This window comes from Mycobacterium sp. NGS49 (assembly GCF_059812565.1).
This window is the reverse complement of record NZ_JCALCX010000014.1, coordinates 46,815-70,225: the sequence shown is the minus strand read 5'-3', so window position 1 is coordinate 70,225 and position 23,411 is coordinate 46,815. Positions and strand designations below refer to the sequence as shown.

Here is a 23,411-nt window from a genome sequence, read left to right as displayed (position 1 = left end):
CATCACCGAAGAACGGAGGCCGCGCGCATATCGGCGGCCAGTGCGTCGAGTTGCTCGGGGGTGGCCGCCACCTGCGGCAATCGGGGGTCGCCGGCTTCGATGCCCTGCAACCGCAAGCCCGCCTTGGACAGCGTCACGCCGCCCAGTCGGCTCATTGCGTTGCAAAGTGGCCCCACCGAGTGGTTGATCTTGCGGGCGGTGGCCACATCCCCGGAACTGAAGGCGGACAACAACTCCCGTAGCTGACTTGCCGCCATGTGCGAGATCACGCTGATGAAGCCGGTGGCGCCCATGGCAAGCCACGGCAGATTGAGCGCGTCGTCGCCGGAGTAATAGGCCAGGCCGGTTTCGGCGATGATCTGTCCCGCGCCATGCAGATCAGCCTTCGCATCCTTGACGCCGACGATGTTGGGGTGTGCCGCCAGCGCGCGCAGCGTGTCGAATTCGATCGGCACCACCGACCGGGGCGGGATGTCGTAGAGCAGAACGGGCAGTTCTGTCGCGTCGGCCACGGCGGTGAAGTGCGCTATCAGCCCGCTCTGCGGAGGTCGTGAGTAGTACGGGGTGACCACCAACAGCCCGTGGGCGCCTTCGGCGGCGGCGGCCTTGGCCAGTTTGATGCTGTGCGCGGTGTCATAGGTGCCGGCGCCGGCGATGATCCGGGCCCGGTCCCCCACTGCCGCGAGGACGACCCGCAGCAGTTCACGCTTCTCGTCGTCGGAGGTGGTCGGCGATTCCCCGGTGGTGCCCGAGACCACCAGACCGTCGCAGCCCTCATCGACCAGGTGGGTGGCCACCCGGGCCGCAGCCCTGACGTCCAGGGCGCCGTCAGCGTCGAACGGTGTCACCATCGCGGTAAGCAGGGTTCCCAGGCGCGCTGGGGCATCGAATCCGACGGTGCTCACGGTTCCCAAGGTTACCTGGCTGCGGCAAGCCCCAAAGCACCGCCGCGCAGCTCAGGCTTCGGTAGCCAACGGACTGGTCGCGACTTCGCTACCGTCGGCCAGGGTGGAAACCTCGAAGTCGGCGAACACCGCGGGTGCGACGTCGATCAGCCGGCGCAGGCAGGCGATGGCCAGCCGCCGGATTTCGACGTCGGCGTGCTCGCTGGCCCGCATGGCGATGAAGTGCCGCCAAGCCCGGTAGTTGCCGGTGACGACGATGCGGGTCTCGGTGGCGTTCGGCAACACCGCGCGGGCCGCCTGGCGGGCCTGCTTACGGCGCAGCACGGCGTTGGGCTGATCGGCGAACTTGGCTTCGAGTTTGGCCAGCAGCTCGAGGTAGGTGGCGCGGCTGGCGTCGGCGGCGGCGGTCAGAATGCCACGCAGCTCCGGGTCGTCTTCGAGGCCGGGCGGCAGCACCACCTGCGAATCGCGCTCCGGCACGTAGCGCTGCGAGAGCTGCGAGTAGGAGAAATGCCGGTGCCGGATCAGCTCGTGGGTGCACGATCGCGAGATGCCGGTGATGTAGAACGACACGCTGGCGTGTTCGAGCACCGAGAAATGCCCGACGTCGATGATGTGCCGGATGTAGCCGGCGTTGGTCGCGGTCCGCGGATTCGGCTTGGACCAGCTCTGATAGCAGGCCCGGCCGGCGAACTCGACCAGCGCGGAGCCCCCGTCGGCGTCGGTTGCCCAGGGCACCTCCGGCGGCGGCAGGAAGTCGGTCTTGGCGATCAGTTGCACGCGCAGCGGCGCGGTCTCGGCCACGGCGCTCAGCGTAACCGGCGTCCTGCGCGAGACACGCAGCGGTGCGTCCCCACCGGTGGCGTCGTTACGCCATTCTCAGGCACCGCCAACAGGGATGTCTTGTGGTGGCGGGTCACGCAATCCTGGCGCTTAAATCGGTGCACTGGGCGCGATCAGCCCCGAACCCCACGGCTTGGCAGCTCAATGAGCCGACTCCACTGCGAATTTGGAGATGACCATCAGATCCCTCGCAGATCCTGCCGAAGGGTCGTCAGCGGCCACTCATCCACCGATCCGCTCCAAGTGCTCCCGCACCTCCTTTTCCAGCCTCGCCGACTCATCGAAAGCTGCAAGCAATTCCGTCTGTAGCCGCGCAATCTTCTCGTCGATCGGCTCACCGTCGTCCTCAGCCGCCGGCGGCCCGACATAACGCCCAGGCGCCAGCCCGTAGTCCAGAGCCCTGATCTCAGCAAGAGTCACCGACTTGCAGAACCCCGGAATATCCTCGTAAATAATGCGTTTCGCGACAGCAGACGGCGATCCGCGCCAGGCGTGATAGGTGCCGGCGATCCGCACCACGTCTTCGTTACTCAACGCCCGTTCGGCTCGATCCACCAAGTAGCCGAGTTCGCGGGCATCGATGAACAGCACTTGTCCGCTTCGATCGACCGACCCCTGCTTACCAGCAGCCTTGTCTTTGGCAAAGAACCACACGCAAACCGGAATTCCGGTGCTGCGGAATAGCTGCGTCGGCAGCGCGATCATGCACGCGACCAGGTCCGCTTCGACGAGGTTCGCGCGAATATCGCCCTCTGTGTTGGAGTTCGATGACATGGAGCCGTTGGCCATCACTACTCCGGCCTTACCACCGGGCGCGAGCTTGAACAGAATGTGCTGAATCCAGGCGTAGTTGGCGTTGTTGGCCGGCGGCACACCGTAGCGCCACCGCGGATCCTCCTCGTTGCGTGCCCAGTCCTTGATGTTGAACGGCGGATTGGCCATCACGTAGTCCATCTGCGCGTCGGCATGCTGGTCGCTGGCAAACGTGTCGCCCCACCTGCCACCTAGGCCATTGTGGTCGATGCCGTGAATGGCCAAGTTCATCTTGGCCATTCGCCAGGTTTCTTCGATACTTTCCTGGCCGTAGATCGCGATGTCTTTCGCCTTGCCGTGGTGATCGGCGACGAATCTCTCGGCCTGTACGAACATGCCACCAGACCCGCAGCACGGGTCATATATCCGGCCTTTCGCGGGTTGGAGTACCTCAACGATCAGGTTGACCACGCTGGGTGGGGTAAAGAACTCGCCACCCCGCTTGCCTTCGGCGCGTGCGAAATTGCCGAGGAAGTATTCGTAGACCTCCCCCATCAGGTCTCGCGCCTTGTGCTCACCCTGACGACTGAACCGTGCGCTGGTGAACAAGTCGATCAGCTCAGCGAGCCGGTGCTGGTCGACCTTGTCGCGGTTGTACAGGCGCGGCAGCGTGCCAGCTAGCGTCGGGTTGGCCTTCATCACCGCATCCATGGCCTCGTCGACAAGCTGACCGATGTTCCTGCCACGCTCGACGTCGATGCCAGCCTTACCTTTGGCGTTCTCCGCGAGAAACTTCCATCGTGCATTCGGCGGTAGCACGAACACGTCACAGCCAAAGTGATCTTCGGGATCATCGATCGGTGCCTGGTCATCGTCCATGCTGTCGGCCACCGGCACGGCACGAAGCGCCTCACGACGCTCGTCGAAGGAATCGGAGACGTATTTCAGGAAAACCAAACCCAGGATCACGTCCTTGTACTGATTGGCAGGCAGGGACCCACGCAACTTGTCCGCCGCCTTCCACAACGTGTCCTTGAGCTCCTTGATGGTCGACGGTGCTTGCGGCTCCTGCTTCTTCCGCGGCGGCATGGCGTGCGTCCCTTCTATTTCCCGGCCCTGAGAGCCTTGGTGCGCTACCTCCTGTGAACCGGCTCGCATTTGATCCTTCCGCAGAAGGTTGGGCGCTGCTGGAACTGGCGGCGGCCAGCGCCGTCGATGCTCCGGCGAGGATTGCCACACTACGCACGCCGAGTCGAGTCAGGCCGCGTTCAACGAAGTCCAGAGCGTAGCCGCGGTCAGCGGTCACCGTCCGTGGCGGCCGTCCTGTTTGGCGGCGGATTCGTCTGATCGCCGGCGCCAATTGTGCGGCCTGGTGTCGGTTTCCGGGTGCGCGGATTCCGGCATCACTCCGGCTCGCGGGCTGCGAGTTTCGGGGTCACCCACTGCTGGGTGCGAGGCATGACAGTACCCCGGTGGCAGTGCACGACGGGCGTTTGCGCACTTACCCGCCGGCGCCGCCGCCACCGCCCAGTCCACCGGAGCCGCCCAATTGACCCTGGTTTCCGCTGCCGGCCAAACCGGGATCGCCACCCTCGCCCGGTCCGCTCTGACCGCTGCCGCCGTCGCCACCCTTGCCGCCGCTGCTGCCGCTGGCGCCGCTGCCAGTGCTGTTGCCCAGACCGGCACCGGCGTTGCCGCCATTCCCGCCGCCCCCACCACTGCCGCCGAGGCCGCCGGTCCCCCCGGCGCCGCCGGTGCTGGTGCCGCCCGCCCCGCCGACGCCACCCTGGCCGGAACCGCCGCCGGCGCCACCATGGGAATCGGTTAACCCGCCGGTGCCGCCGGTGCCGCCACTGCCTCCATTACCGCCGAATCCGCCCTTGCCGCCGTTGCCGCTGGTGCCGGTGGCATCGCCACCCGCACCGCCGGCGCCGCCCAGAGCGCCGGTGCCGCCGTTGCCGCCGTTGCTGCCCACTCCACCCGTGCCGCCGGTGCCACCGGTGCCGCCGATCCCTGCGCTGCCGCCGGCTCCGCCGGCCCCGCCGTCGCCGGTGCCGGTGTTGTTACCGCCGGCACCGCCTGCGCCACCGGCGCCGGAGTTGCCCCCTTTGCCGCCGGCGCCGTTGACGGTGTTGCCGCCGTTACCACCGTTACCGCCGTTGGCGCCGTTTCCACCGGCCCCGCCGATGCCTCCGGCACCGCTACCGGTGGCGACGCCGCCGGTGCCACCAGCGCTGCCCGCACCGCCGGAACCGCCCGCGCCGCCCACGACAGAGCCGAGGCTGTGGCCGCCGTTACCGCCGGTCCCGCCGTTGGCTCCGGCACCGCCGTTGCCGCCGCTGCCGTTAACGTGGCCGGTGCCGCCGCCACCGGCACCTCCTGCCGCGCCGCCGGCGCCGCCGCTGCCGCCCGGGAAGCCGGCGATGGTGGCGTTGCCGCCGTTGCCGCCGTGTCCGCCGGCTCCCGCGTTGCCGCCCTGGCCGCCGGTGCCGCCGCCGGTGCTGGCGTTGCCGCCGGCGCCGGCGGTGCCGCCGCCACCGCCGCTACCGCCGTTGCCGCCGTCGCCGAGTCCGTTAGAGATGCCCCCGGTGCCGCCGGCGCCGCCGGCGCCGCCGCTGCCGCCGCTGCCGCCATTGCCACTGGTTCCGAGGGCGTTGCCGCCAGCACCTCCGGCACCGCCAAGACCACCCGTGGCACCGGCGGCACCCGGGTTGGAGTTTCCGATGCCGCCGCTGCCGGCGTCGCCCCCGGTCCCGCCGCTGCCTCCAGCTCCGCCGCTGCCGCCGTTGCCACCGTTACCGGTGCCGGTGTTGTTGCCGCCGGCACCGCCGGCACCACCCGCCCCGGCGGTGCCCGCCGTACCTCCCGCGCCGCCGACGACGTTGCCGCCGCGGCCGCCCGTCCCGCCATTACCTCCCGCGCCGCCATTGCCACCGTTACCGGCCGCGCCGCTGCCGCTGGCAACGCCACCGGCGCCGCCCGCACTGCCGGCAGCGCCCGCACCACCGGTATTTCCGGCGACAGCACCTAGGCTGTTGCCCGCATTCCCGCCGGAACCGCCGACACCCCCAGCACCACCGTGGCCGCCGGCGCCGTTGCCATCGCCGGCGCCACCGGCACCAGCCACTCCGGCCGCACCACCGTTGCCCCCTTTGCCACCGGACCAACCGGCAAAGCTGGCGCTGCCGCCATTGCCGCCTTTGCCGCCGGCGCCCGCGGCACCACCTTGGCCGCCGTCACCGCCACCAGCACCGCCGACACCCCCGGCACCGGCCGTTCCCCCTGCGCCGCCTGCGCCGGCGGCCCCGCCGTCACCTCCGGTGCTGCCGAAACCGCCGCCGGCGCCGCCGTTGCCGCCGTTACCGCCGGCGCCGGAAGCCCCGCCTTGACCACCATGACCGCCACCGTCACCTCCGGCACCGCCCTGGCCTGCGATACCGCCGTTTCCTCCGCCGCCGCCTACGCCGCCGGGCCGGTGGAATGCGCCCACGCCGTTACCGCCGTTACCGCCGTTGCCGCCGGCGCCGGAAGCCCCGCCTTGGCCACCGTTGCCGCCACCGACACCGCCGATGCCCGCGCCACCGGTGCCGCCGGCACCGCCGTTACCGCCGTTGCCGCCCTTGCCGCCGTTGGTGTTGTCACCGCCGTTGGCGCCGGCGTCGGCGGTGCCGCCGGCACCGCCCTTGCCGCCGTCACCGCCGGTGCCGTTGCCGCCGCTCCCGCCGCCGTCGGTGCCCGCCCCGCCGACACCTGCGCTGCCACCGGTACCGCCGGTCGCACCGTTGGCACCGTCGCCGCCATTGTTGCCCGTGTTGTTGCCGCCGGACCCGCCGAAACCGCCGGCGCCGCCCTTACCGCCGGTCCCGCCGGCACCACCGTTGCTGCCGAGGCCGTCACCGGCGCCGCCGGCACCGCCTTGCCCTCCGGTCCCGCCCTGACCGCCCGCCGTACCGCCCGACGGGGACCCGGAGCTGGTGCCGTTGGTGCCGTTGAAGCCCTGGCCGCCGGTGCCGCCGGTACCGCCCTTACCGCCGGTGCCGATGGCGCCGCCGGCGCCGCCGTCCGTCCCGGTGCCCGCCACACCCGCCGAACCACCGGTACCACCGGTGCCTCCGCTACCGCCCAGACCGCTGGCGCCGGTGTTGTTACCGCCGGTCCCCCCCTGACCGCCCTGGCCGCCAACACCTCCGACACCGCCGGCGCCGCCGTTGGTCACGCCGTTACCCGCGCCGCCGTCACCACCGGCTCCACCCGCACCGCCCTGACCGCCCTGCATGCCCACGGTGGGCGAGGCCGAGCTGCTGCCGGTTTCACCCTGACCGCCCTGACCGCCGGCACCACCCTGACCGCCCACCCCGCCGGTGCCGATGCCGCCAGCTGCGCCACCGTCGGTACCGGCGCCACCGGTACCGGCGTTGCCGCCGGTACCGCCCTGCCCGCCCTTCGCTCCACTGCCGCCGGTGAAACCGGTGTTGTCGCCGCCGGTCCCGCCGGTGCCACCCTGGCCACCGATGCCGCCCCGGCCGCCGGCGCCGCCGCCTTTTCCGAGGCCGTCGCCCACACCACCCGCGCCACCGTCGCCGCCGGCACCGCCGAAACCGCCCTGAATCCCCGCTGTGGGCGTGGCCGAGCTGCTGCCGGCCCCACCCTGGCCGCCCCGCCCACCGATGCCGCCATCACCGCCCACCCCGCCGGTGCCGATACCCCCGCTCGTTCCCCCGTCGGTGCCGGATCCGCCCAACCCGGCATCGCCGCCGGTTCCCCCTCGCCCGCCTTGCGCTCCACTACCGCCGGTGAGTCCCGTGTCGTCACCACCGGTTCCGCCGGTGCCGCCCTGCCCGCCGACGCCGCCTTGACCGCCGTCACCGCCGCCGACGCCACCGATACCCGCACCACCGATACCGCCGGTACCGCCGGAACCCCCCTTACCGCCCTGGTCGCCAGTGGTAGGCGCCAACGAGCTGGTCCCTGATGCGCCTTGTCCGCCTTGTCCGCCCTGGCCGCCGACACCGCCCTGCCCGCCGATGCCGTTGGTGACCCCCGCCCCACCGGCGAGACCGGCCTGTCCCCCGGCGCCGCCCTGTCCGCCCTTCCCTCCCTCACCGCTGCCGAACAGGCCCGCGGCGTCAGAGCCACCTCCCCCGGCACCACCGGCACCACCGGCACCACCATTGCCGCCGCTACCGCCGAATCCGCCGCCGCTGCCGCCGGTACCACCGGCACCACCCTGATAGCCGTCGACGCCCGCGAGCCCGGTGCCGGACGCGGCATTGGGAGCCGCCGACGCCGCTCCACCCTGTCCACCCGTTCCGCCGTTTCCGGCCAGGCCGGCGTTGCCCGCGTGACCGCCGAAACCGCCGGATATACCGGCAAGTCCGGGTGCACCGCCGGTTCCGCCCGTACCGCCGGCACCGCCGTTTCCGCCGCCGACCACGCCGGAACCGCCGTCCCCGCCGGTCCCACCGATACCGCCGTTGCCGCCGTTTCCACCACTTCCGCCGAAGCCGCCGGCCAGCGCAGCCCCGCCGGCACCGCCCTGGCCGCCCTGGCCACCGGTGACACCGATGCCCCCGGCTCCGCCGGTGCCGGCCCCGGCGGAGGTGCCCTGAATTCCATTGCCTCCGTTACCACCGAGGCCGCCAGTGCCACCGGTGCCCTCGCCTCCCCCCTGGCCACCGGAAGTGAAGAACCCACCGGCGCCCCCGGCGCCGCCGTGGCCCGCCGCACCCCCGGTGCCGCCGGTGCCGCCGGTACCCGGGGTCGCACCGTCGCCGCCAACGCCGCCGGTGCCGCCGACGCCGCCGATCCCTCCGTGCCCACCGGAACCGCCGTGGCCGAACAGCAGTCCGGCGTGGCCGCCAGAACCGCCGGAGCCGCCGGCGCCACCGGTGAAGCCCATACCGCCTTGCGTGTTGACGGCGCCGTTCACACCGACCCCGCCCTGGCCTCCCATGCCGCCGGTTCCACCGGCACCGCCGCTGGTGAACCAGCCGCCGACGCCGCCGGCGCCGCCTGTCCCGCCAGCAAAGCCGGCGCCGGCCAGGTTGTTGGCACCGTGACCGCCATTGCCGCCCGTTCCACCGCTACCCCACAACAAACCGGCCGCACCACCGGCGCCGCCAGCTGCACCAGCCAACCCGACACCGGGCCCACCGGCACCACCGTTTCCGCCGATCCCTATCAGCCCCGCGTTCCCGCCGGCACCTCCGGCCTGACCGGCCGCACCGGCGGCTCCGTTGCCGCCGTTGCCGATCAGCAACCCGCCGGCGCCGCCAGCGCCGCCCGGTATGGTCGCGTTGGCGCCATTGCCGATCAGCGGGCGGCCCAGCAAAGCCAACGTGGGCGCGTTCACCACCGCAAGCACGCCCTCTTCCAATGCCTGCAGCGGTCCCACACTCGCTGCCTCCGCCCCGACATACGCGCCCCCCGCGCCGCTCAAGGTGCGAACAAATCGGTCACGAACTGCCTCGGCCTGCGCGGCCAGTACCTGATAGTCGTTCGCGTGCCGGCCGAACAACGCCGCCAAAGCCACCGACACTTCGTCCTGGGCCGCCGCGATGACACCCGTCGTCGCCGGTGCCGCCGCGGCGGTCCCTGCTCTCAACGCCGACCCGATAGCGTTGAGGTCAGTCGCAGCCGCCGACAGCATGTCCGGGGTGACAAGGACGAACGACATAGCTTGCCTCTCGCAGAGTGTGCTGTGCGGATCGCTCAACGGTCGTGTGATGCTCAGGGGCCGATCGGTCAGCGGATCGTATCAGGACGCAATTCGTCATGTGTGGAATTGGCCACCGAGCTGATCCTCAACGGCTGCAGCCGGATTCGGGTGTAACAACACACCCCGGCAATGGTGCGACGGCGGCGGGACAACCGACGAATTCGGCGGTGAGCCTGCCCCCGCCCCCGGACGAAAAGGCGTCAATGCTTCAATTCGTCTCGAACTCGGCCGTAGGTGTCATAGCATTCGGCACCTAGTCAGTCAGCGATGTCCATTGCCGCCGGAAGCGGCATGGCCCCGCGATGAACACCAGGAGCTTGTGCAATGAACATCCAGATACTGCCACCCGAGATCACCTCGATGCAGATGTTCAGCGGCATGGGGTCGGCACCGCTGTTGTCGGCCGCGGGGGGCTGGACCAACCTGGCCAGCGAATTAGGCTCGGCAGCAACGTCATTCGAGTCTGTGACCACCGAGCTCGTGGCAGGTGCGTGGCAGGGCGCGGCCGCATCGGCGATGACGGCCGCGGCCGCACCGTACCTGACGTGGCTGGGCGCGGCCAGCGCCCAAGCCGACAGTGCTGCGACCCTGGCCCGGGCGGCGGCCAGCGCTTTCGAGGCGGCGCAGGCAGCCATCGTTCACCCGGGGGCGATCGCTGCCAACCGCAACCGGGTGGTCTCGCTGGTGCTGTCAAACCTGTTCGGGTTCAACGCCCCGGCCATCGCCGCTGCCGAGTCCGAATACGAGTTGATGTGGGCTCAGGATATTGCCGCGATGTTGGGCTACCACGGTGAGGCTTCGGAAATCGCATCGGCGTTGGCGCCGTTTGCCACGCCGCTGACCAACCTCGCCGGCGTGCCGGCTCAGGCGGCCGGCGCGTTGGTCGCGGCGGTGGTTCCCGCACCCCTCGGGCCGCTTCCGGCTTTGGCAGTCGGCCTGCCAGAGGTGACCATACCGCCGTTCACCATTCCCCGGTTCCTCCTGCCGTCGCTCGACATTCTGAATGTGACGGTCGGGAACTTCACGCTGCCCGCGATCAACATCCCGCAGATTTCCACCGGCAACTTCCAAATGCCACCGATATCCGTGTCCGCTACTGCGAATTCGTTGACGATTCCCTCTTTCTCGTTTCCTGCGATCTCGATACCGGGAGTAACCCTGGGCGGGTTCTCCACCCCCCAGCTGGCCACGGCCCCTCTGGTCCTGCCCTCGCTGCAGATTCCCGCCAGTGGATTCTGGATTCCCTTCGGCGGCGCCAATATCGCCAGCAATCCGGCCCAGCTGACGAGCAATGTCCCGTCTCTGAACTACGCCAGCGTCGTGCTGTCCGGTGTGCCGAACATTCGTGTCAATTCAGGAATTTTGGGCATCACTATCGATCTCGGAATCCCGTCCACCATCTACATCAACTGGGCGGTTCAAGTATTGGGGCCCACAGCCACCCCTGGTATCTATATCGGCGACTTCAACCTGGGCACCGGAAGCTTCACCTCGAGTACCGGGTTCGTCCTGCCGCCCATCAGCGTCTCCGGCTTCACCATCCCGGATATCTCGATTCCGGCTTGGCAGACCCCGGAGATCACCCTGACCAATCCCGGTCTGACCCTTGATGTCGGGTCGATCGACGTGTCGGGATTCAGTGTCGGTCCGGTCACCATTCCGCCGATCGGCATCACAGACTTCCAGATACCCAGCATCGGTGTCGGCGGCATCGACGTCGGCGCGTTCACCACCCCCGGCCCCATCACCGGCACCGGTTCCCTGGATATCGGCCTACTCAACTTGATCCCGCGCATCGGCATCGATTGGACCAACCCGTTCGAGGGGTTGATCAACCCCGGTCCCGCCGGCCCCTACCTGGGCCCGCTGGAGACACCGCAAGTCACCGTCTCCATCGATGCGCCCGAGATCACGATCCCCCCGATCGTCATCCCCCCGTTCAATCTCAACGCCTTGTCCGTGCCGCCGATCAGCGTGTCCCCGTTCAGCCTGGGCCAGGTATCTGTACCTAACATCCAGATCAACGGGGCCAACGTCGGAGCGATCAGTATCCCGAACGTCACCATCACACCGCAGTTGCCCAGCATCTCGTTGGGCCAGTTCACAACTCCGACGATCACGACGGGCGCCTTCGCCCTACCCACCGTCAACGTGCCGACGATCACCACACCGGCCATATCGATCTACAACCCGGCCAATCCGGTGAACACTTTCGGGCTGGACCTCAACACCTGGGCATACGTCGACCTGACCGGGTCGAGGATCACCATCGTCCCCAACCCGTTCAATACCCAGGTGCACTTGGGGGTTCCGGCGACCCAGATCCCGCCGTTGACATTGGTCAACGGTGCCAACCCGCTGAACCCGTTCAGCTTCGTGTTCAACGGAAACCTGGGCGCGTTGAGCGTGCCACCCATCTCGGTCGACGCTTTCAACCTCGCGCTCAACGGGCCGGCGGTGCAGCTGACCGACATTCTGACCAACCCCATCAATCTGGGCGCGATCACCCTTCCCGCACTGACCGTGCCCCCCACCACCGTGGGTGGGCTAGGCGGCTTCGACCTGCCGCAGCTGGACATCAGCGGCATCCAGATCGGCGGGTTCAGCACGCCAGGCCCCGTCGTCATCCCACCGATCACCCTCACGCAAACCATCCTGCCGAGCTTCACATTGGTCCCCGCCATTCCGCTGTGAACTGTCGGCCCGAGCCGGTCACATCTCTTTTCAGCACTGAGTTGAGTGGACGGGTTTCGGTCGCCTAGGGCGAGTAGCCCTAGTCTCTGAAAGACTCGTTTGCCGAACCGGCGGCCGGCTGCGGTGGTGGGTGTCGGAGGTACCAGCTCGCTTGTCGGGTGGTTTCGCCGACGGCAAGATGGCTGATCTTGACGAGGTTGGGGCGAAGACGTCCGGACGGTCATGCCGCCGAGGTCTACGTTCGCCCACCCACCCGCGCCGTGAGCGATTTGCCCGGCTCGCCGGCCGCTAGAGTTGCGTCGCCGGATATCACCACCGATAGCAACTCGTCACGCGCTGCCGCCAACTTCTGCGATTCAAATCGACGCCGCTCGCATTGTTCTCCCAGTGTCGCAATCGAGCGCGCGGACTCGGCGCTCAACCTGCGAACATCCCGCACCCCAGCACTGAGCAACTCGTGCGGCCGGATCCGCTGGCGGCTACCCGTCACGCCCTCGACCATCTGTTGCGCCATGGCCAGGACTCCCCGCTGTCTCAACGCCGCCCATAACACCGTTGGGTGGACGCCGATCGGCCGCAGCACGACGAACTCGGTGCTCGCCAAGGCTGTTTCGGCGGGAAGAGTGGCGACATTCCAGATCCGCGGGATTCTCGGATTCATTCGCGAGAACAATACGCACGGCTCGGTCAACAGAAACTTGGTGCTTTTGATCGTCGGGGCATTGACCAGCGTGGGCCGCACACCCGCATCGAATGCAGGGAGACTGTAATGGGCTACAACACCCTGCATGCCACGCGGATTGCGAGACGTCGTCGACTGCTCGGCCAGATCCGACAGCGCTGTGCTGTACTCCACGTGCTCCACCAGAGCCGTTATCAAGGCTTCGGCTACGGCGATGACGCGGTTGTTGACGGCGATCTTGTCGTCGAATGCTCCGAGAAGTTCACCGATTGGTCGCCGCCGCGGAGCGGATACAGCTTTGAACCGCACGCTTCGCAGGGCGCGCTGGTTGAGCAACGGTTGACCGGATCCGGCGCGCAGACGATTGAGCCCGAAACTTTTCAGTGCGTAGAACCAATAGCGAGTTTCTTCCGGGTTCCGGGCTCGGCCGATCAGCGCATTGTCGGTTACCCATACGTCGCCCTCGCAGTAATGCACACTGCCGCAATGGGAACCGACCCGACCGACCACGATCAGCGGGCCTCGCGCGTTGTGTTCGGTCGTATACCCGAGAGCCCCGTTGGCTCCGTAGACGGGATGACGTCCATAGGTCATTCCGGCCGGCGGAGCACCTCCGGAGGCGAAGTCGAGGTAATCGCCCAGCACCACGGATTCGGTCATCAGCCTGCCCCCTTTCCGACGCCACGCAAGTCTTTCGCCAGGTCGCCCCGGTCGGTTACGGCCACACCACCTAACCCCAACCACGCTGCCATCGACTCGAGTTCGGTCGCCAGAGCCGCGGCAACTTCGGAACGCGACATATCGGGCTCGCCGAAGGCACCCACCACCTGCAACGCGTCAGCCGTGCGGTCGGCCTTGAGGTCCACCCGCCCCACCAGGCGCCCGTCCAGCAGAAACGGCCACACGTAATAGCCGTACTGCCGTTTGGCCGCCGGGGTGTAGATCTCAATGCGGTAGTGGAAGCCGAACAGTCGCTCGACCCGGGGCCGAAAGAAGATCAGCGGGTCGAACGGACAGAGCAGCCCGGTGCCGCGGTCCACGCGCGGTACGGTACGAGCCCGCAGGTAAGCGGGTGGCTGCCAGCCCTCCACCTCGACCCGCTCGATCTCACCCGCTGCCAGCAGGTCGGCGATGGCCGGTTTGACCTGTTGGGCGGACAGGCGGAAGTAGTCGCGGATGTCGGCTTCGGTGCCCACGCCCAATGCGGAGGCCGCTCGTAGCGTGAGCTCGCGGATGGCCTCGTCGTCCTCGACGTGCCGGGTCAGCACCTGCGCCGGCAGCACCCGCTCCACCAGGTCGTAATGCCGTGCGAAACCTACCCGGGTGGCCGTGGTGAGCACACCGGAAGCGAACAGCGCCTCACACACCCACTTCGTGTCGCTACGGTTCCACCAGGCACCTTTCGCCCGGCGCGGTTCGCCTTCCAGATGCGCCTCGATTTGTCCGGCAGTGCTCGGCCCCAGGCGAGCGACCGCGGCGACGACGTCCTCGACGAGGTGCGGGTTGGCCTTGACGATGTGGGTGCCCCAGCGGCCATGGCGATACTGACGCATCCGCCAGCGCATCAGGGGCCAGTCGTCCACGGCCATCAGCGCGGCTTCGTGCGCCCAATATTCAGTCAGCAAGCGGGTTTTCGCCGAGCCCCAGGCCGCACGGTCCAGCACCTCGCGATCGTAGGGCCCCAGTCTGCTGAACACCGGCGCGTAATGCGCGCGTACCGCGACCGAGACCGAGTCCAGTTGCAGCACCTGGATCCGCGAGATCAGCCGCCGCAGGTGGGCACGGGTGACCGCGCCCGTCGGCTGGGGTTCGCTAAACCCTTGCGCCGCAACGGCGATCCGCCGGGCCTGCACGGCGGTCAGCTTGGCGTTGCGGGCCGACACGGCGCCGAGGATACCGCTGCGCGCGTATCAGCGGCGATACCGCCGCGGGTTATCCGGCACTGACTTTGTGCTCCGAGCGCTCCGCGCCGTTGCCGGCCGGGCTCTCCTGCGCCGACTGGTTTTGGGCTTGGTATGCCGCCTGCAGAGCGGCAGGCACCGGTTCGAGGTCGCGGTATACGCGCATCAGCTGCTCGAGCACCTGGATTCGCTGCTGGGTGGCCTCGTCCACCGCACGCCGCGCCTTGTCCCGATAATGATCGGCCTCGTGCCTGGTATCGGCCAGAAGCTGGTCACGTTCCTGCTGGGCCTTCCGCCACGCCTCATCAATTTCGGCTTGCGTGTCCGCGCGCATGCCGGCGAGTTCGGCTTCCTGCTTCGCCCTGGTCTCGTCGTACTCGGCTTGCAGCGCCTTGAGCCGCTCGGCCATCTCGGCCAATTGCTCTTGCGACTTCTGCTGCTCGGCTTCCGCATCGGCTTCGGCCGCCGCGATCAGCGCGTCCGCCTCGGCCCGCGCCTCGGCCTGCATCTGTGACACTTCGTCGACGGCACGTCGCAGCATCTTGGCCATTCGCTGTTGCATCGCGTGGGGCGACGGTGAGGTGTCTGTGAGCAAGGACACTTCCTGCCGCAGTGCGGCAACTTCGTCGCCGGCATCCCGCAGACGCGCCCGCAGGCTCTCGACGTCATCCCGCAGCAGTCGCTGTTTGGTGGTCAGCACCTCGATGTGCGCGTCGACCGCGGCCTGGTCGTAGCCGATGAACTTGCGCGAAAACGTCTTCACGGGTTCGGTTACCACTGTCAATTCCCCCTTCTAGACATGCCTGATACCCGCCCGCCCCCCAGCCGAGTATGTCAGGTCAATCGCCGGCGGATATGGGACCGCTTATGGGCGGACGTAGGTGTGGAACCGGTAGCGCAGCCCCGCGCGACTGACCTGCCACTCCTCCGCCTCACCCTGCCACGTCTCGTCCAACACCGGGGCCAGCGCGTCCTCGTCGTCGCGTGGGAGGTCGATATCGACTTCGGTGACCTCGCACCTCGTGGCCTGCGGCAATGCCAGCGCGTAGACCTGACCCCCGCCGATCACCCAGGTCTCCGGTTCGCTCAGGGCCTGCTCGAGCGAACCGACCACCTGGGCTCCGTCGGCCCGGAAGTTCGCCTGCTGGCTCAGCACGACGTTTCGCCGGCCGGGCAGTGGGCGAAAGCCCGAGGGCAGCGATTCCCAGGTGCGTCGGCCCATCACCACCGTGTGCCCCATGGTGATCTTCCGGAAGTGAGCCAGATCCTCGGGCACTCGCCAGGGTATGTCACCACCGCGACCGATCACGCCGGACGTCGACTGAGCCCAGACCAGGCCGACTCTCATACGGCTACGGGGGCCTTGATCGCGGGGTGCGGGTCGTAGTTCTCCACAACTATGTCCTCGTACGTGTAGTCGAAGATCGAATCCCTATGTCCGAGAACGAGTTTCGGGTAAGGCCGGGGCTCGCGGGTCAGTTGCAGCGCCACCTGCTCGAGGTGGTTGTCGTAGATGTGACAGTCCCCGCCGGTCCAGATGAATTCGCCGACCGCCAGGCCCGCCTGGGCGGCCATCATGTGCGTGAGCAACGCGTAACTGGCGATGTTGAAAGGCACGCCCAGGAAGAGGTCGGCGCTGCGCTGATACAACTGGCAGCTCAATCGCCCACCGGCGACGTAGAACTGAAAGAACGCGTGACATGGTGGTAGCGCCATCTGCGGGATCTCGCCGACATTCCACGCCGACACGATGATGCGCCGGGAATCCGGGTCGGTGCGCAGCAGATGCAGGGCCGCACTGATCTGGTCGATGTGCTCGCCGCTCGGGGTCGGCCACGATCGCCACTGGACGCCGTAAATTGGGCCGAGATCTCCTGTCTCGCTTGCCCATTCGTCCCAGATGGTGACGCCGTGCTCGTGCAGCCAGCTGACGTTGGAGTCGCCGCGCAGAAACCACAGCAGTTCGTAGATGACCGACTTCAGATGCACCTTTTTGGTGGTGAGCAGCGGGAACCCGGCCGACAGGTCGTACCTGATCTGCTGGCCGAACAGGCTGCGGGTTCCGGTGCCGGTGCGGTCGGATTTGGCCGTTCCCGTGTCGAGCACCTGACGCAGTAAATCCTCGTACGGCGTCGCAATTGGCACGCGGCTAGCTTAGCGGCGATCGCAAGCGCGGCGCAGCCGGGCGCGGCGGGTCGCCGCCATCGGACCCCGCGGCGATCGCAAGCGCGGCGCAGCCGGGCGCGGCGGGTCGCCGCCATCAGACCCCGCGGCGATCGCAAGCGCGGCGCAGCCGGGCGCGGCGGGTCGCCGCCATCGGACCCCGCGGCGATCGCAAGCGCGGCGCAGCCGGGCGCGGCGGGTCGGATCGTCGCGCGCGGAGTAGAACAGAAGACATGCCGAAACTCACCGACAGTGTCACCACTCCCGACGGCAGCTGCAACGTCGCGTTGTACACCCCGGACGGCACGGGTCCGTGGCCCGGGGTGGTGATGTTCCCCGACGCCGGCGGTGCGCGCGACACGTTCGACCATATGGCGGCCAGGCTGGCGGAGTCCGGTTACGCGGTGTTGCTTCCCGACGTGTACTACCGCGAGGGCGATTGGAAACCCTTCGACATGGCGACGGCGTTCAGCAACCCGGAGGAGCGCGCGCGCATCATGTTCATGCTCGGCACGGTGACGCCGGACCGGATTACCCGCGACGCCACGGCATTGTTCGACTACCTGTCCGACCGCCCTGAGGTGACCGGCAATCGTTTCGGTCTATGCGGCTATTGCATGGGCGGGCGCATCTCGGTATTGCTGGCCGGCCGCCTCCCCGACCGGGTCGCCGCCGCGGCGTCGTTCCACGGCGGCGGGCTGGTGACCGACAACGAGGACAGTCCACACCTGCTGTCCGAGCGCATGAACGCGCTGGTGTACGTGGGTGGCGCCGAAAACGACCCGTCATTCACTGCCGAGCAGGCCGAGCAGCTCGGCAAGGCGCTGACGGCAGCAGGTGTGCGTCACCGCATCGAGTGGTATCGGGCCGGGCACGGGTTCGCGGTCCCGGACAATGCGCCCTATGACGCTGCCGCCGACGAAAGGCATTGGGCCGCACTGACAGAGACCTTTGGCGAGGCATTGAAGGCTTAGTCAGACCCGTGCGCGTCCCAACGCGGCCGGGTCTCGCGCCCCGGAAGCGCGCGAGCAGACACAATCTCGCATCCGACGCGCCGATCTTGTGCGAGTTTATGTCTGCTCGCGGGGTGCCGCGGGGTGCCGCGGGGTGCCGCGGGGTGCCGCGGGGATGGTCGCCGCGGGGATGGTCCCGCGGAACTCAGGTGACGGGCAGGTCCACCAACTCGGCGAGCCGCGACCTGTGCCGGTAGGCGGTGCCGAACACCAATTGGTCGCTCTTGGCCCGCTTGAGGAACAAGTGCGCGGGATACTCCCACGTCATCCCGATGCCGCCGTGCAGCTGAATGCACTCCTCGGCAGCATGCACTGCGGCTGCGCTGCAGTAGGACTGTGCCAGGCAAGCCGCGACCGGCGCGTCATCGTCGTCGCGGGCACTGGTGTCGGCGGCGTAGCGGGCCACCGACGTCGCGGAACTGACCTCGAACCACAGGTCAGACATCCGGTGTTTGATCGCCTGGTAAGAGCCGATGGCGCGGCCGAACTGCTTGCGCTCCTTGACATAGGCCAGCGTGGTCTCGAAGCACCACTGCGACAAGCCCAGTTGCTCGGAGGCCAGCAATGCCGCCCCGGCCTGCAGAGCGGCGCGAACAGCCTCCGCTCCGCTACCGACCGCTGTCGATGCAGCCCCCGAAAAGGTCACGTCCGCCAGCGGCCTCGTCATGTCCAGAGCCAGCCGCGGTGTCATCTCGACACCGCCGTCGTCACCCGAAACGATGTGCAGTTCAAGCCCATCCGAGCCGGCGACGGGCACCACCAGCACGTCCGCCCCGACGGCACCCGCCACGCTGGTGATCCGCCCGCTCAATCCATCCCCGGCCCGGGTCAACCCGGTGATCGAGTCCCACGGAGCGGTGGACAGCGGAACCGCCAACGCCGCGGTGACGGAACCGGAGGCCAGCGCCGACACCGTCTCGGTGTCACCGGCCCGCAGTAGCGCGACCGTGGCCAGCACGGCGCTGGACAGGTACGGCACTGGTGCCACGGCCCGGCCGATCTCCTCCATGACGACCGCGGCCTCGCGGGCGCTCGCACCGGCCCCGCCGAGCGACTCCGGCACCAACAAGCCCGCCACCCCCAGCTCTCCGGCAAGCGTGCGCCAGACGGCGGAAAAGTCTTGTGGCGCATCGTCATAGCATGTCGACACCGATTCAAGCGAACACCGTTCGGCGAACAACTGCCGAACACCGTCGCGCAGTGCCTCCTCGGTGTCGGAATACAACAGATCGCTCATCGGGGCAGGTCCTTCCAAGCGACGGCCTTGTCCACCCGGTGTTCACCGGGTAGACCCAGTACCCGCTCGGAGACGGTGTTGCGCAGAATCTCCGAGGTGCCCCCCTCAATCGAGTTGCCCTTGGCCCGCAGGTAGCGGTAGCCGGGCTCGCGACCGGTCAAATCGACGATTTCCGGCCTGCGCAAAGTCCAGTCGTCGTAACCCAGGCCCGCCTCACCGTGCAGCTCGATCTCAAACCCCGAAATCGCTTGCGCGATGCGGGCAAAGGCGATCTTCATGCCGGCGCCCTCCGGGCCGGGCTGACCGCTGGCGGCCTGCTGGCGCACCCGTTCGCCGGTCAGACGCAGTACCTCGGCGTCGACCCATAACCGCATCAAGTCGTCGTGCATGGCCGGGTTGCGCAGCGCCGCATCATTGCGCCACGCCTTGGTGACCTTGCCGATATGGCCGCTCTCGCGCGGAGTGCCGGCACGCGAACCGATCGCGACACGTTCGTTGTTCAACGTCGTGGTCGCCACCCGCCAGCCGCCGCCTTCCGGGCCGAGCCGGTTGGCGTCGGGCACCCGGACGTCGGTGAGGAACACTTCGTTGAACTCCGCCTCTCCGGTGATCTGGCGCAGCGGTCGCACATCGACACCGGGTTGGGTCATGTCGCACAGGAAGTAGGTCAACCCGGCATGTTTGGGCACGTCCGGGTTGGTGCGCGCGACCAGGATCGCCATCTGCGCGTGTTGCGCCTGGGAAGTCCACACCTTCTGCCCGTTGACGATCCAGTCCCCGTTTCCTGAGCCGTCGCGCACGGCCCGGGTCGCCGCGGCGGCCAAGTCGGATCCGGCGCCGGGCTCGCTGAACAACTGGCAATAGATGTGGTCACCAGTGAACAACGGCCGCAGGAACTTTCGCTTCTGCTCGTCGGTCCCGAACGCCGCAATCGTCGGCGCGGCCATGCCCATGCCGATGTAGTTCTTCACGGTGCCACCGATCGGAGCGCCCGCGTCAGCCAGCCTGGTGTCCACCCGCTCCTGCGCAGTCCGCGGCAGTCCCAACCCTCCGAAACCGACCGGCAGATGTACCCAGGCCAGACCCGCGTCGTACTGCGCACCCAGGAAGTCCCGCGGTGCGGTGGTGGCCGGATCATGCTCGCCGAGCAGCGTCTCCACCAGCGCGTCCAACTCGGCTTCGGTGGTCACTGCCCGCCTCCGGACTGGAAGCCCTGCGCCGGCCCCAGCAGTAGACCACCGTCGATGACCATCGTCTCACCGGTGATCCAGCGGGCCGCATCCGAAACCAGGAAGGCCACCGCGTCGGCGATGTCGTCTGGCTCTCCGATGCGGCCCAGCGCGATGGAGCTGGCCAGCGGATCTTCGTGGTCCTTCCACAGCGCCTCGGCGAGCCGGGTGCGCACCACGCCGGGTGCGATCGCGTTCACCCGGATGCGGGGTGAAAGTTCCAGTGCCAGTTGCTTGGTCACGTGGATCAGTGCGGCCTTGGTGGCGTTGTAGAGGCCCATCGCCGGGGACTGGTGCAGGCCCCCGATCGACGCGGTGTTGACGATCGCGCCGCCGTGCTCCCCCATCCCCGACTTGACCACCAGCGACGTCCACAACAGCGGCGCCCATAGGTTGACGTCGAAGATCTTGTTGAAGCGGGCGTGATCCTGGTCGATCAGCGGGCCGTACGCGGGGTTGGTGCCGGCGTTGTTGATCAAGATGTCCACCCTGCCGAAGCGCTCGAGGGTGAGGTCGACACAGCGCCGCGCGGCGTCCTCGTCGACCGCATGTGCTCCTACCCCGACGGCTCGGTCGCCCACCTGTGCGGCTGCGTCATCGGCCGCCTCCTGTTTGCGGGCGGTCAGCACCACGTTCGCGCCGGCATCAGACAACTTCTGCGCGATTGCCAGTCCGATACCCCGGGAGGCGCCGGTGACAATCGCGGTGCGGCCGCTCAAATCGAATGTAGTCATAGTGTTTCGCCTTCTGCTGCATGTGTGCCGGAAAGAGGACCGCGGAATCGGTTACGCCCGATCTTTGTGCAAAATTGGCCGATCAGCCAGCAATTGGCGGGACGACCGCTTGGAGCGGCCGCAGAGGTGTCGAGCACCCGCGCCGGGGGGGGTACCGGTACTCCATCATCAACCCCCGACCCGGCTAGCGACACGCCGAGCTTTCTCCGTCCCGACAGGCGAAGAGCCGGTTATTGCTAGACGGCCTTCCAGCGGGAAAGTAAAGTCGCCCGCCAAGACAAATCGTGCCGGATCCGCCACTCTCAGCGAGGAGACAAGATGCCGTTCTTGGCCGCGATACCGGACTTCATCGAGTTGGCGGCCAGGGAACTGGCGGCGGTCGGCTCGTCGATCAACGCGGCGGCCGCAGTGGCGGCAATCCCGACAGCACAGTTGGCGCCGGCGGCCGTCGATGAGGTGTCAGTGGCGATCGCGGCGCTGTTTCGCGAACACGCGCAGAACTATCAGGCGTTGAACGCTCACACCGAATACCTACATGCCCAGTTCATCAACAATTTGGCGGTAGGTGCGGGCGCCTATTCCGCTGCTGAATCCGCCAACGCCCAGCAGGCATTATTGGATGTGATCAATGCGCCCACTCAGGCATTGCTGGGGCGCCCGCTCATTGGTAACGGCGCCAATGGCGCCCCGGGAACAGGACAGCACGGCAAAGCCGGCGGCATATTGATCGGCAACGGAGGGGCAGGCGGGTCAGGCACCGACGGCGCCAGTGGCGGGCCCGGCGGCAACGGAGGCGCGGCCGGTCTGCTGTTCGGCTCCGCCGGCACCGGTGGAGCCGGCGGAGCCGCCACCGGTCCCGGCGGCGTCGGTGGCACCGGTGGCCAAGGCGGAATGGGTGGATTGTTCAGCCCAGGAGGGGTTGGCGGTGCCGGCGGTCTGAGCAGCGGCGGGTTGACCGGCGGCGCCGGCGGAGCCGGTGGCTTGGGAATATTGAGCGATGGCGGCATGGGAGGAGCCGGGGGACGCGGTCTTACCGGCAATGGCGGCCCTGGCGGAGCGGGCGGAGCCAGTCTCGTGTTTGGCAATGGCGGAACCGGCGGATCAGGCGGGGGCTCGCCGGGAGCGAATGGCGGTGTCGGCGGAACCGGCGGTGCGGGCGGCCTATTCCTCGGCGACGGTGGCGCCGGCGGAGTCGGCGGAAACGGCGCACCGTTAGCCGCCGCCGCCGGCGCAGCGGGCGGCGCCGGCGGCTCGGCGGGTGCGTTCTTCGGTAGCGGCGGCGCCGGCGGCGCCGGCGGGGTCGCTGGCGGCGTTGGCGGCAACGGCGGCACCGGCGGCAACGGGGCCGCGCTCTTCGGCGCGGGCGGCGTTGGCGGCGACGGCGGCTCCAGTTTCGTCAACGGCGGTGCCGGCGGCAACGGCGGGCGTGCGGGAGCCCTCGGCGGCTCCGGCGGAGCCGGCGGCCGGGGCGGCTTCGCCACCTTCGGAGCCGGCGGAGCAGGAGGGGCCGGAGCGAATGCCGGTCTGCTCTTCGGCGACGGCGGCGCCGGCGGCGCTGGCGGTGATTCCCCTGAAGGCTCGGGCGGCATCGGGGGCAAGGGCGGCAACGGTGCCGGTTTCTTCGGCAGCGGCGGTGACGGTGGCGCCGGCGGGGACGGCTCCGGCAATGCGGGATTCACCGGAGGAACTGGGGGTGCGGGCGGTAACGGGGGTGTGCTCTACGCCAACGGCGGCACCGGCGGCGCCGGCGGTGGCGGCCACGTCGGCGGGGCCGGGGGTTCCGGGGGTACCGGCGCTGCGCTCATCGGCGCAGGCGGCGCGGGTGGGAATGGCGGCGACAGCGCCAACACCGGCGGGACCGGTGGTGCCGGCGGCCGGGCCGGCGCATTGGGCGGCACCGGCGGCGCGGGCGGTCGAGGCGGCTTCGGCCAGACGATCACCGGCGGGACCGGAGGCGCCGGGGCCAATGCGGGCGTGTTCTTCGGCAATGGCGGGGCCGGCGGTCTCGGCGGCGGATCCCACTTCGGATCGGGCGGTGCGGGCGGGAAAGGCGGCAACGCCGCAATGCTTTTCGGTAATGGCGGCGGCGGTGGCACCGGCGGCGTCTCCACCGTAGCCACGGGCGGAGACGGGGGCGCAGGCGGAAACAGCGGAGGACTCGCAGGCTCCGGAGGTGCCGGCGGGAGTGGTGGTTTCGGTGCCGGGGCGGGAGGAGCCGGCGGTAACGCGATCGGGTGGTACGGCAACGGCGGAGTCGGCGGAAGCGGCGGCGACGGTGACGGCGCCTCGGGCAATGGCGGGGCCGGAGGTAGGGCTGCCCTGATCGGCAACGGCGGGAACGGAGGCCAGGGCGGGTATAACGTCGGCCTCAATACGGCGGGCAACGGTGGTCGCGGCGGCGCCGCCCAGCTGATCGGAAACGGCGGCAACGGCGGTAATGCCGGGTTTGCCGCTGCCCCCGGTGCAATCGGTGGGATTGGTGGTGTCGGGGGGCTGCTGTTCGGGCAGAACGGGATTGACGGAACGTAGCCCAGAAACG

General features: G+C 68.8%; 15 protein-coding genes and 1 pseudogene. 3 read left to right on the top strand and 13 right to left on the bottom strand.

What is annotated here, in order from left to right; translation table 11 throughout:
* Positions 1-2 precede the first annotated feature (2 nt).
* The 5 genes and pseudogenes from dapA to AC5Y7D_RS16305 all read right to left on the bottom strand — a co-directional run bounded on the left by dapA (position 3) and on the right by AC5Y7D_RS16305 (position 9,177).
* Positions 3-905: a 4-hydroxy-tetrahydrodipicolinate synthase gene (dapA, locus tag AC5Y7D_RS16325; RefSeq protein ID WP_499925757.1), complete on the bottom strand. Its 903-nt coding sequence runs from the start codon at positions 903-905 to the stop codon at positions 3-5.
* 51 nt (positions 906-956) lie between these two features.
* Positions 957-1,709, bottom strand: a complete 753-nt coding sequence (gene thyX, locus AC5Y7D_RS16320) for an FAD-dependent thymidylate synthase (RefSeq protein ID WP_499925755.1) — start codon at positions 1,707-1,709, stop codon at positions 957-959.
* Between the two features lie 261 nt (positions 1,710-1,970).
* Positions 1,971-3,590, bottom strand: a complete 1,620-nt coding sequence (locus tag AC5Y7D_RS16315) for a class I SAM-dependent DNA methyltransferase (RefSeq protein ID WP_499925753.1) — start codon at positions 3,588-3,590, stop codon at positions 1,971-1,973.
* Between the two features lie 68 nt (positions 3,591-3,658).
* Positions 3,659-3,885, bottom strand: a pseudogene (locus AC5Y7D_RS16310) (ISNCY family transposase); the annotation flags it as partial.
* 117 nt (positions 3,886-4,002) lie between these two features.
* A complete protein-coding gene (locus AC5Y7D_RS16305) occupies positions 4,003-9,177 on the bottom strand; it encodes a PE family protein (RefSeq protein WP_499925751.1) in 5,175 nt (1,724 codons plus the stop codon).
* Between the two features lie 366 nt (positions 9,178-9,543).
* On the opposite strand from AC5Y7D_RS16305, the gene AC5Y7D_RS16300 reads away from it, so the two are divergent.
* Positions 9,544-11,913: a PPE family protein gene (locus tag AC5Y7D_RS16300; protein WP_499925749.1), complete on the top strand. Its 2,370-nt coding sequence runs from the start codon at positions 9,544-9,546 to the stop codon at positions 11,911-11,913.
* 235 nt (positions 11,914-12,148) lie between these two features.
* Here AC5Y7D_RS16300 and AC5Y7D_RS16295 read toward each other — a convergent pair whose 3' ends face one another.
* From AC5Y7D_RS16295 to AC5Y7D_RS16275, 5 genes are all read right to left on the bottom strand, one after another.
* Positions 12,149-13,255 (bottom strand): restriction endonuclease subunit S, encoded by a 1,107-nt coding sequence (locus tag AC5Y7D_RS16295; RefSeq protein ID WP_499925747.1) that lies wholly within the window; start codon positions 13,253-13,255, stop codon positions 12,149-12,151.
* A complete protein-coding gene (locus AC5Y7D_RS16290; protein ID WP_499925745.1) occupies positions 13,255-14,478 on the bottom strand; it encodes a winged helix-turn-helix domain-containing protein in 1,224 nt (407 codons plus the stop codon). Before AC5Y7D_RS16290 ends, AC5Y7D_RS16295 begins: the two co-directional genes overlap by 1 nt.
* A gap of 49 nt (positions 14,479-14,527) precedes the next feature.
* Positions 14,528-15,274 carry a cell division protein DivIVA gene (locus tag AC5Y7D_RS16285; RefSeq protein ID WP_499925743.1) on the bottom strand — a complete coding sequence of 249 codons (747 nt, stop codon included), beginning with the start codon at positions 15,272-15,274 and terminating at the stop codon, positions 14,528-14,530.
* Positions 15,275-15,361: 87 nt separating this feature from the next.
* Positions 15,362-15,844, bottom strand: coding sequence for a dihydrofolate reductase (locus AC5Y7D_RS16280; RefSeq protein WP_499925742.1), 483 nt, complete (start codon positions 15,842-15,844; stop codon positions 15,362-15,364).
* Positions 15,841-16,641: a thymidylate synthase gene (locus AC5Y7D_RS16275; protein WP_499925741.1), complete on the bottom strand. Its 801-nt coding sequence runs from the start codon at positions 16,639-16,641 to the stop codon at positions 15,841-15,843. Before AC5Y7D_RS16275 ends, AC5Y7D_RS16280 begins: the two co-directional genes overlap by 4 nt.
* Positions 16,642-16,892: 251 nt before the next feature.
* Between AC5Y7D_RS16275 and AC5Y7D_RS16270 the strand changes: the two genes are divergently transcribed.
* Positions 16,893-17,633, top strand: coding sequence for a dienelactone hydrolase family protein (locus AC5Y7D_RS16270; RefSeq protein WP_499925739.1), 741 nt, complete (start codon positions 16,893-16,895; stop codon positions 17,631-17,633).
* A 184-nt stretch (positions 17,634-17,817) separates the two neighbouring features.
* On the opposite strand, the gene AC5Y7D_RS16265 is transcribed toward AC5Y7D_RS16270, so the two are convergent.
* From AC5Y7D_RS16265 to AC5Y7D_RS16255, 3 genes are read right to left on the bottom strand one after another with little or no spacing between them, the layout of a single operon-like run.
* Positions 17,818-18,909: an acyl-CoA dehydrogenase family protein gene (locus AC5Y7D_RS16265; protein ID WP_499925737.1), complete on the bottom strand. Its 1,092-nt coding sequence runs from the start codon at positions 18,907-18,909 to the stop codon at positions 17,818-17,820.
* Positions 18,906-20,099 carry an acyl-CoA dehydrogenase family protein gene (locus AC5Y7D_RS16260; protein WP_499925735.1) on the bottom strand — a complete coding sequence of 398 codons (1,194 nt, stop codon included), beginning with the start codon at positions 20,097-20,099 and terminating at the stop codon, positions 18,906-18,908. Before AC5Y7D_RS16260 ends, AC5Y7D_RS16265 begins: the two co-directional genes overlap by 4 nt.
* Complete coding sequence (locus tag AC5Y7D_RS16255; RefSeq protein ID WP_499925733.1) at positions 20,096-20,872, bottom strand: SDR family oxidoreductase; 777 nt, start codon at positions 20,870-20,872, stop codon at positions 20,096-20,098. Before AC5Y7D_RS16255 ends, AC5Y7D_RS16260 begins: the two co-directional genes overlap by 4 nt.
* Positions 20,873-21,190: 318 nt before the next feature.
* On the opposite strand from AC5Y7D_RS16255, the gene AC5Y7D_RS16250 reads away from it, so the two are divergent.
* Complete coding sequence (locus AC5Y7D_RS16250; protein ID WP_499925731.1) at positions 21,191-23,401, top strand: PE family protein; 2,211 nt, start codon at positions 21,191-21,193, stop codon at positions 23,399-23,401.
* Positions 23,402-23,411 lie beyond the last annotated feature (10 nt).

What these genes read in the sequence shown, in the direction of transcription:
- AC5Y7D_RS16315 (WP_499925753.1), bottom strand. Translation starts at nt 3,590, where the DNA reads ATGCCGCCGCGGAAGAAGCAGGAGCCGCAAGCACCGTCGACCATCAAG.
- AC5Y7D_RS16305 (WP_499925751.1), bottom strand. Translation starts at nt 9,177, where the DNA reads ATGTCGTTCGTCCTTGTCACCCCGGACATGCTGTCGGCGGCTGCGACT.
- AC5Y7D_RS16300 (WP_499925749.1), top strand. Translation starts at nt 9,544, where the DNA reads ATGAACATCCAGATACTGCCACCCGAGATCACCTCGATGCAGATGTTC.
- AC5Y7D_RS16295 (WP_499925747.1), bottom strand. Translation starts at nt 13,255, where the DNA reads ATGACCGAATCCGTGGTGCTGGGCGATTACCTCGACTTCGCCTCCGGA.
- AC5Y7D_RS16280 (WP_499925742.1), bottom strand. Translation starts at nt 15,844, where the DNA reads ATGAGAGTCGGCCTGGTCTGGGCTCAGTCGACGTCCGGCGTGATCGGT.
- AC5Y7D_RS16270 (WP_499925739.1), top strand. Translation starts at nt 16,893, where the DNA reads ATGCCGAAACTCACCGACAGTGTCACCACTCCCGACGGCAGCTGCAAC.
- AC5Y7D_RS16265 (WP_499925737.1), bottom strand. Translation starts at nt 18,909, where the DNA reads ATGAGCGATCTGTTGTATTCCGACACCGAGGAGGCACTGCGCGACGGT.
- AC5Y7D_RS16255 (WP_499925733.1), bottom strand. Translation starts at nt 20,872, where the DNA reads ATGACTACATTCGATTTGAGCGGCCGCACCGCGATTGTCACCGGCGCC.
- AC5Y7D_RS16250 (WP_499925731.1), top strand. Translation starts at nt 21,191, where the DNA reads ATGCCGTTCTTGGCCGCGATACCGGACTTCATCGAGTTGGCGGCCAGG.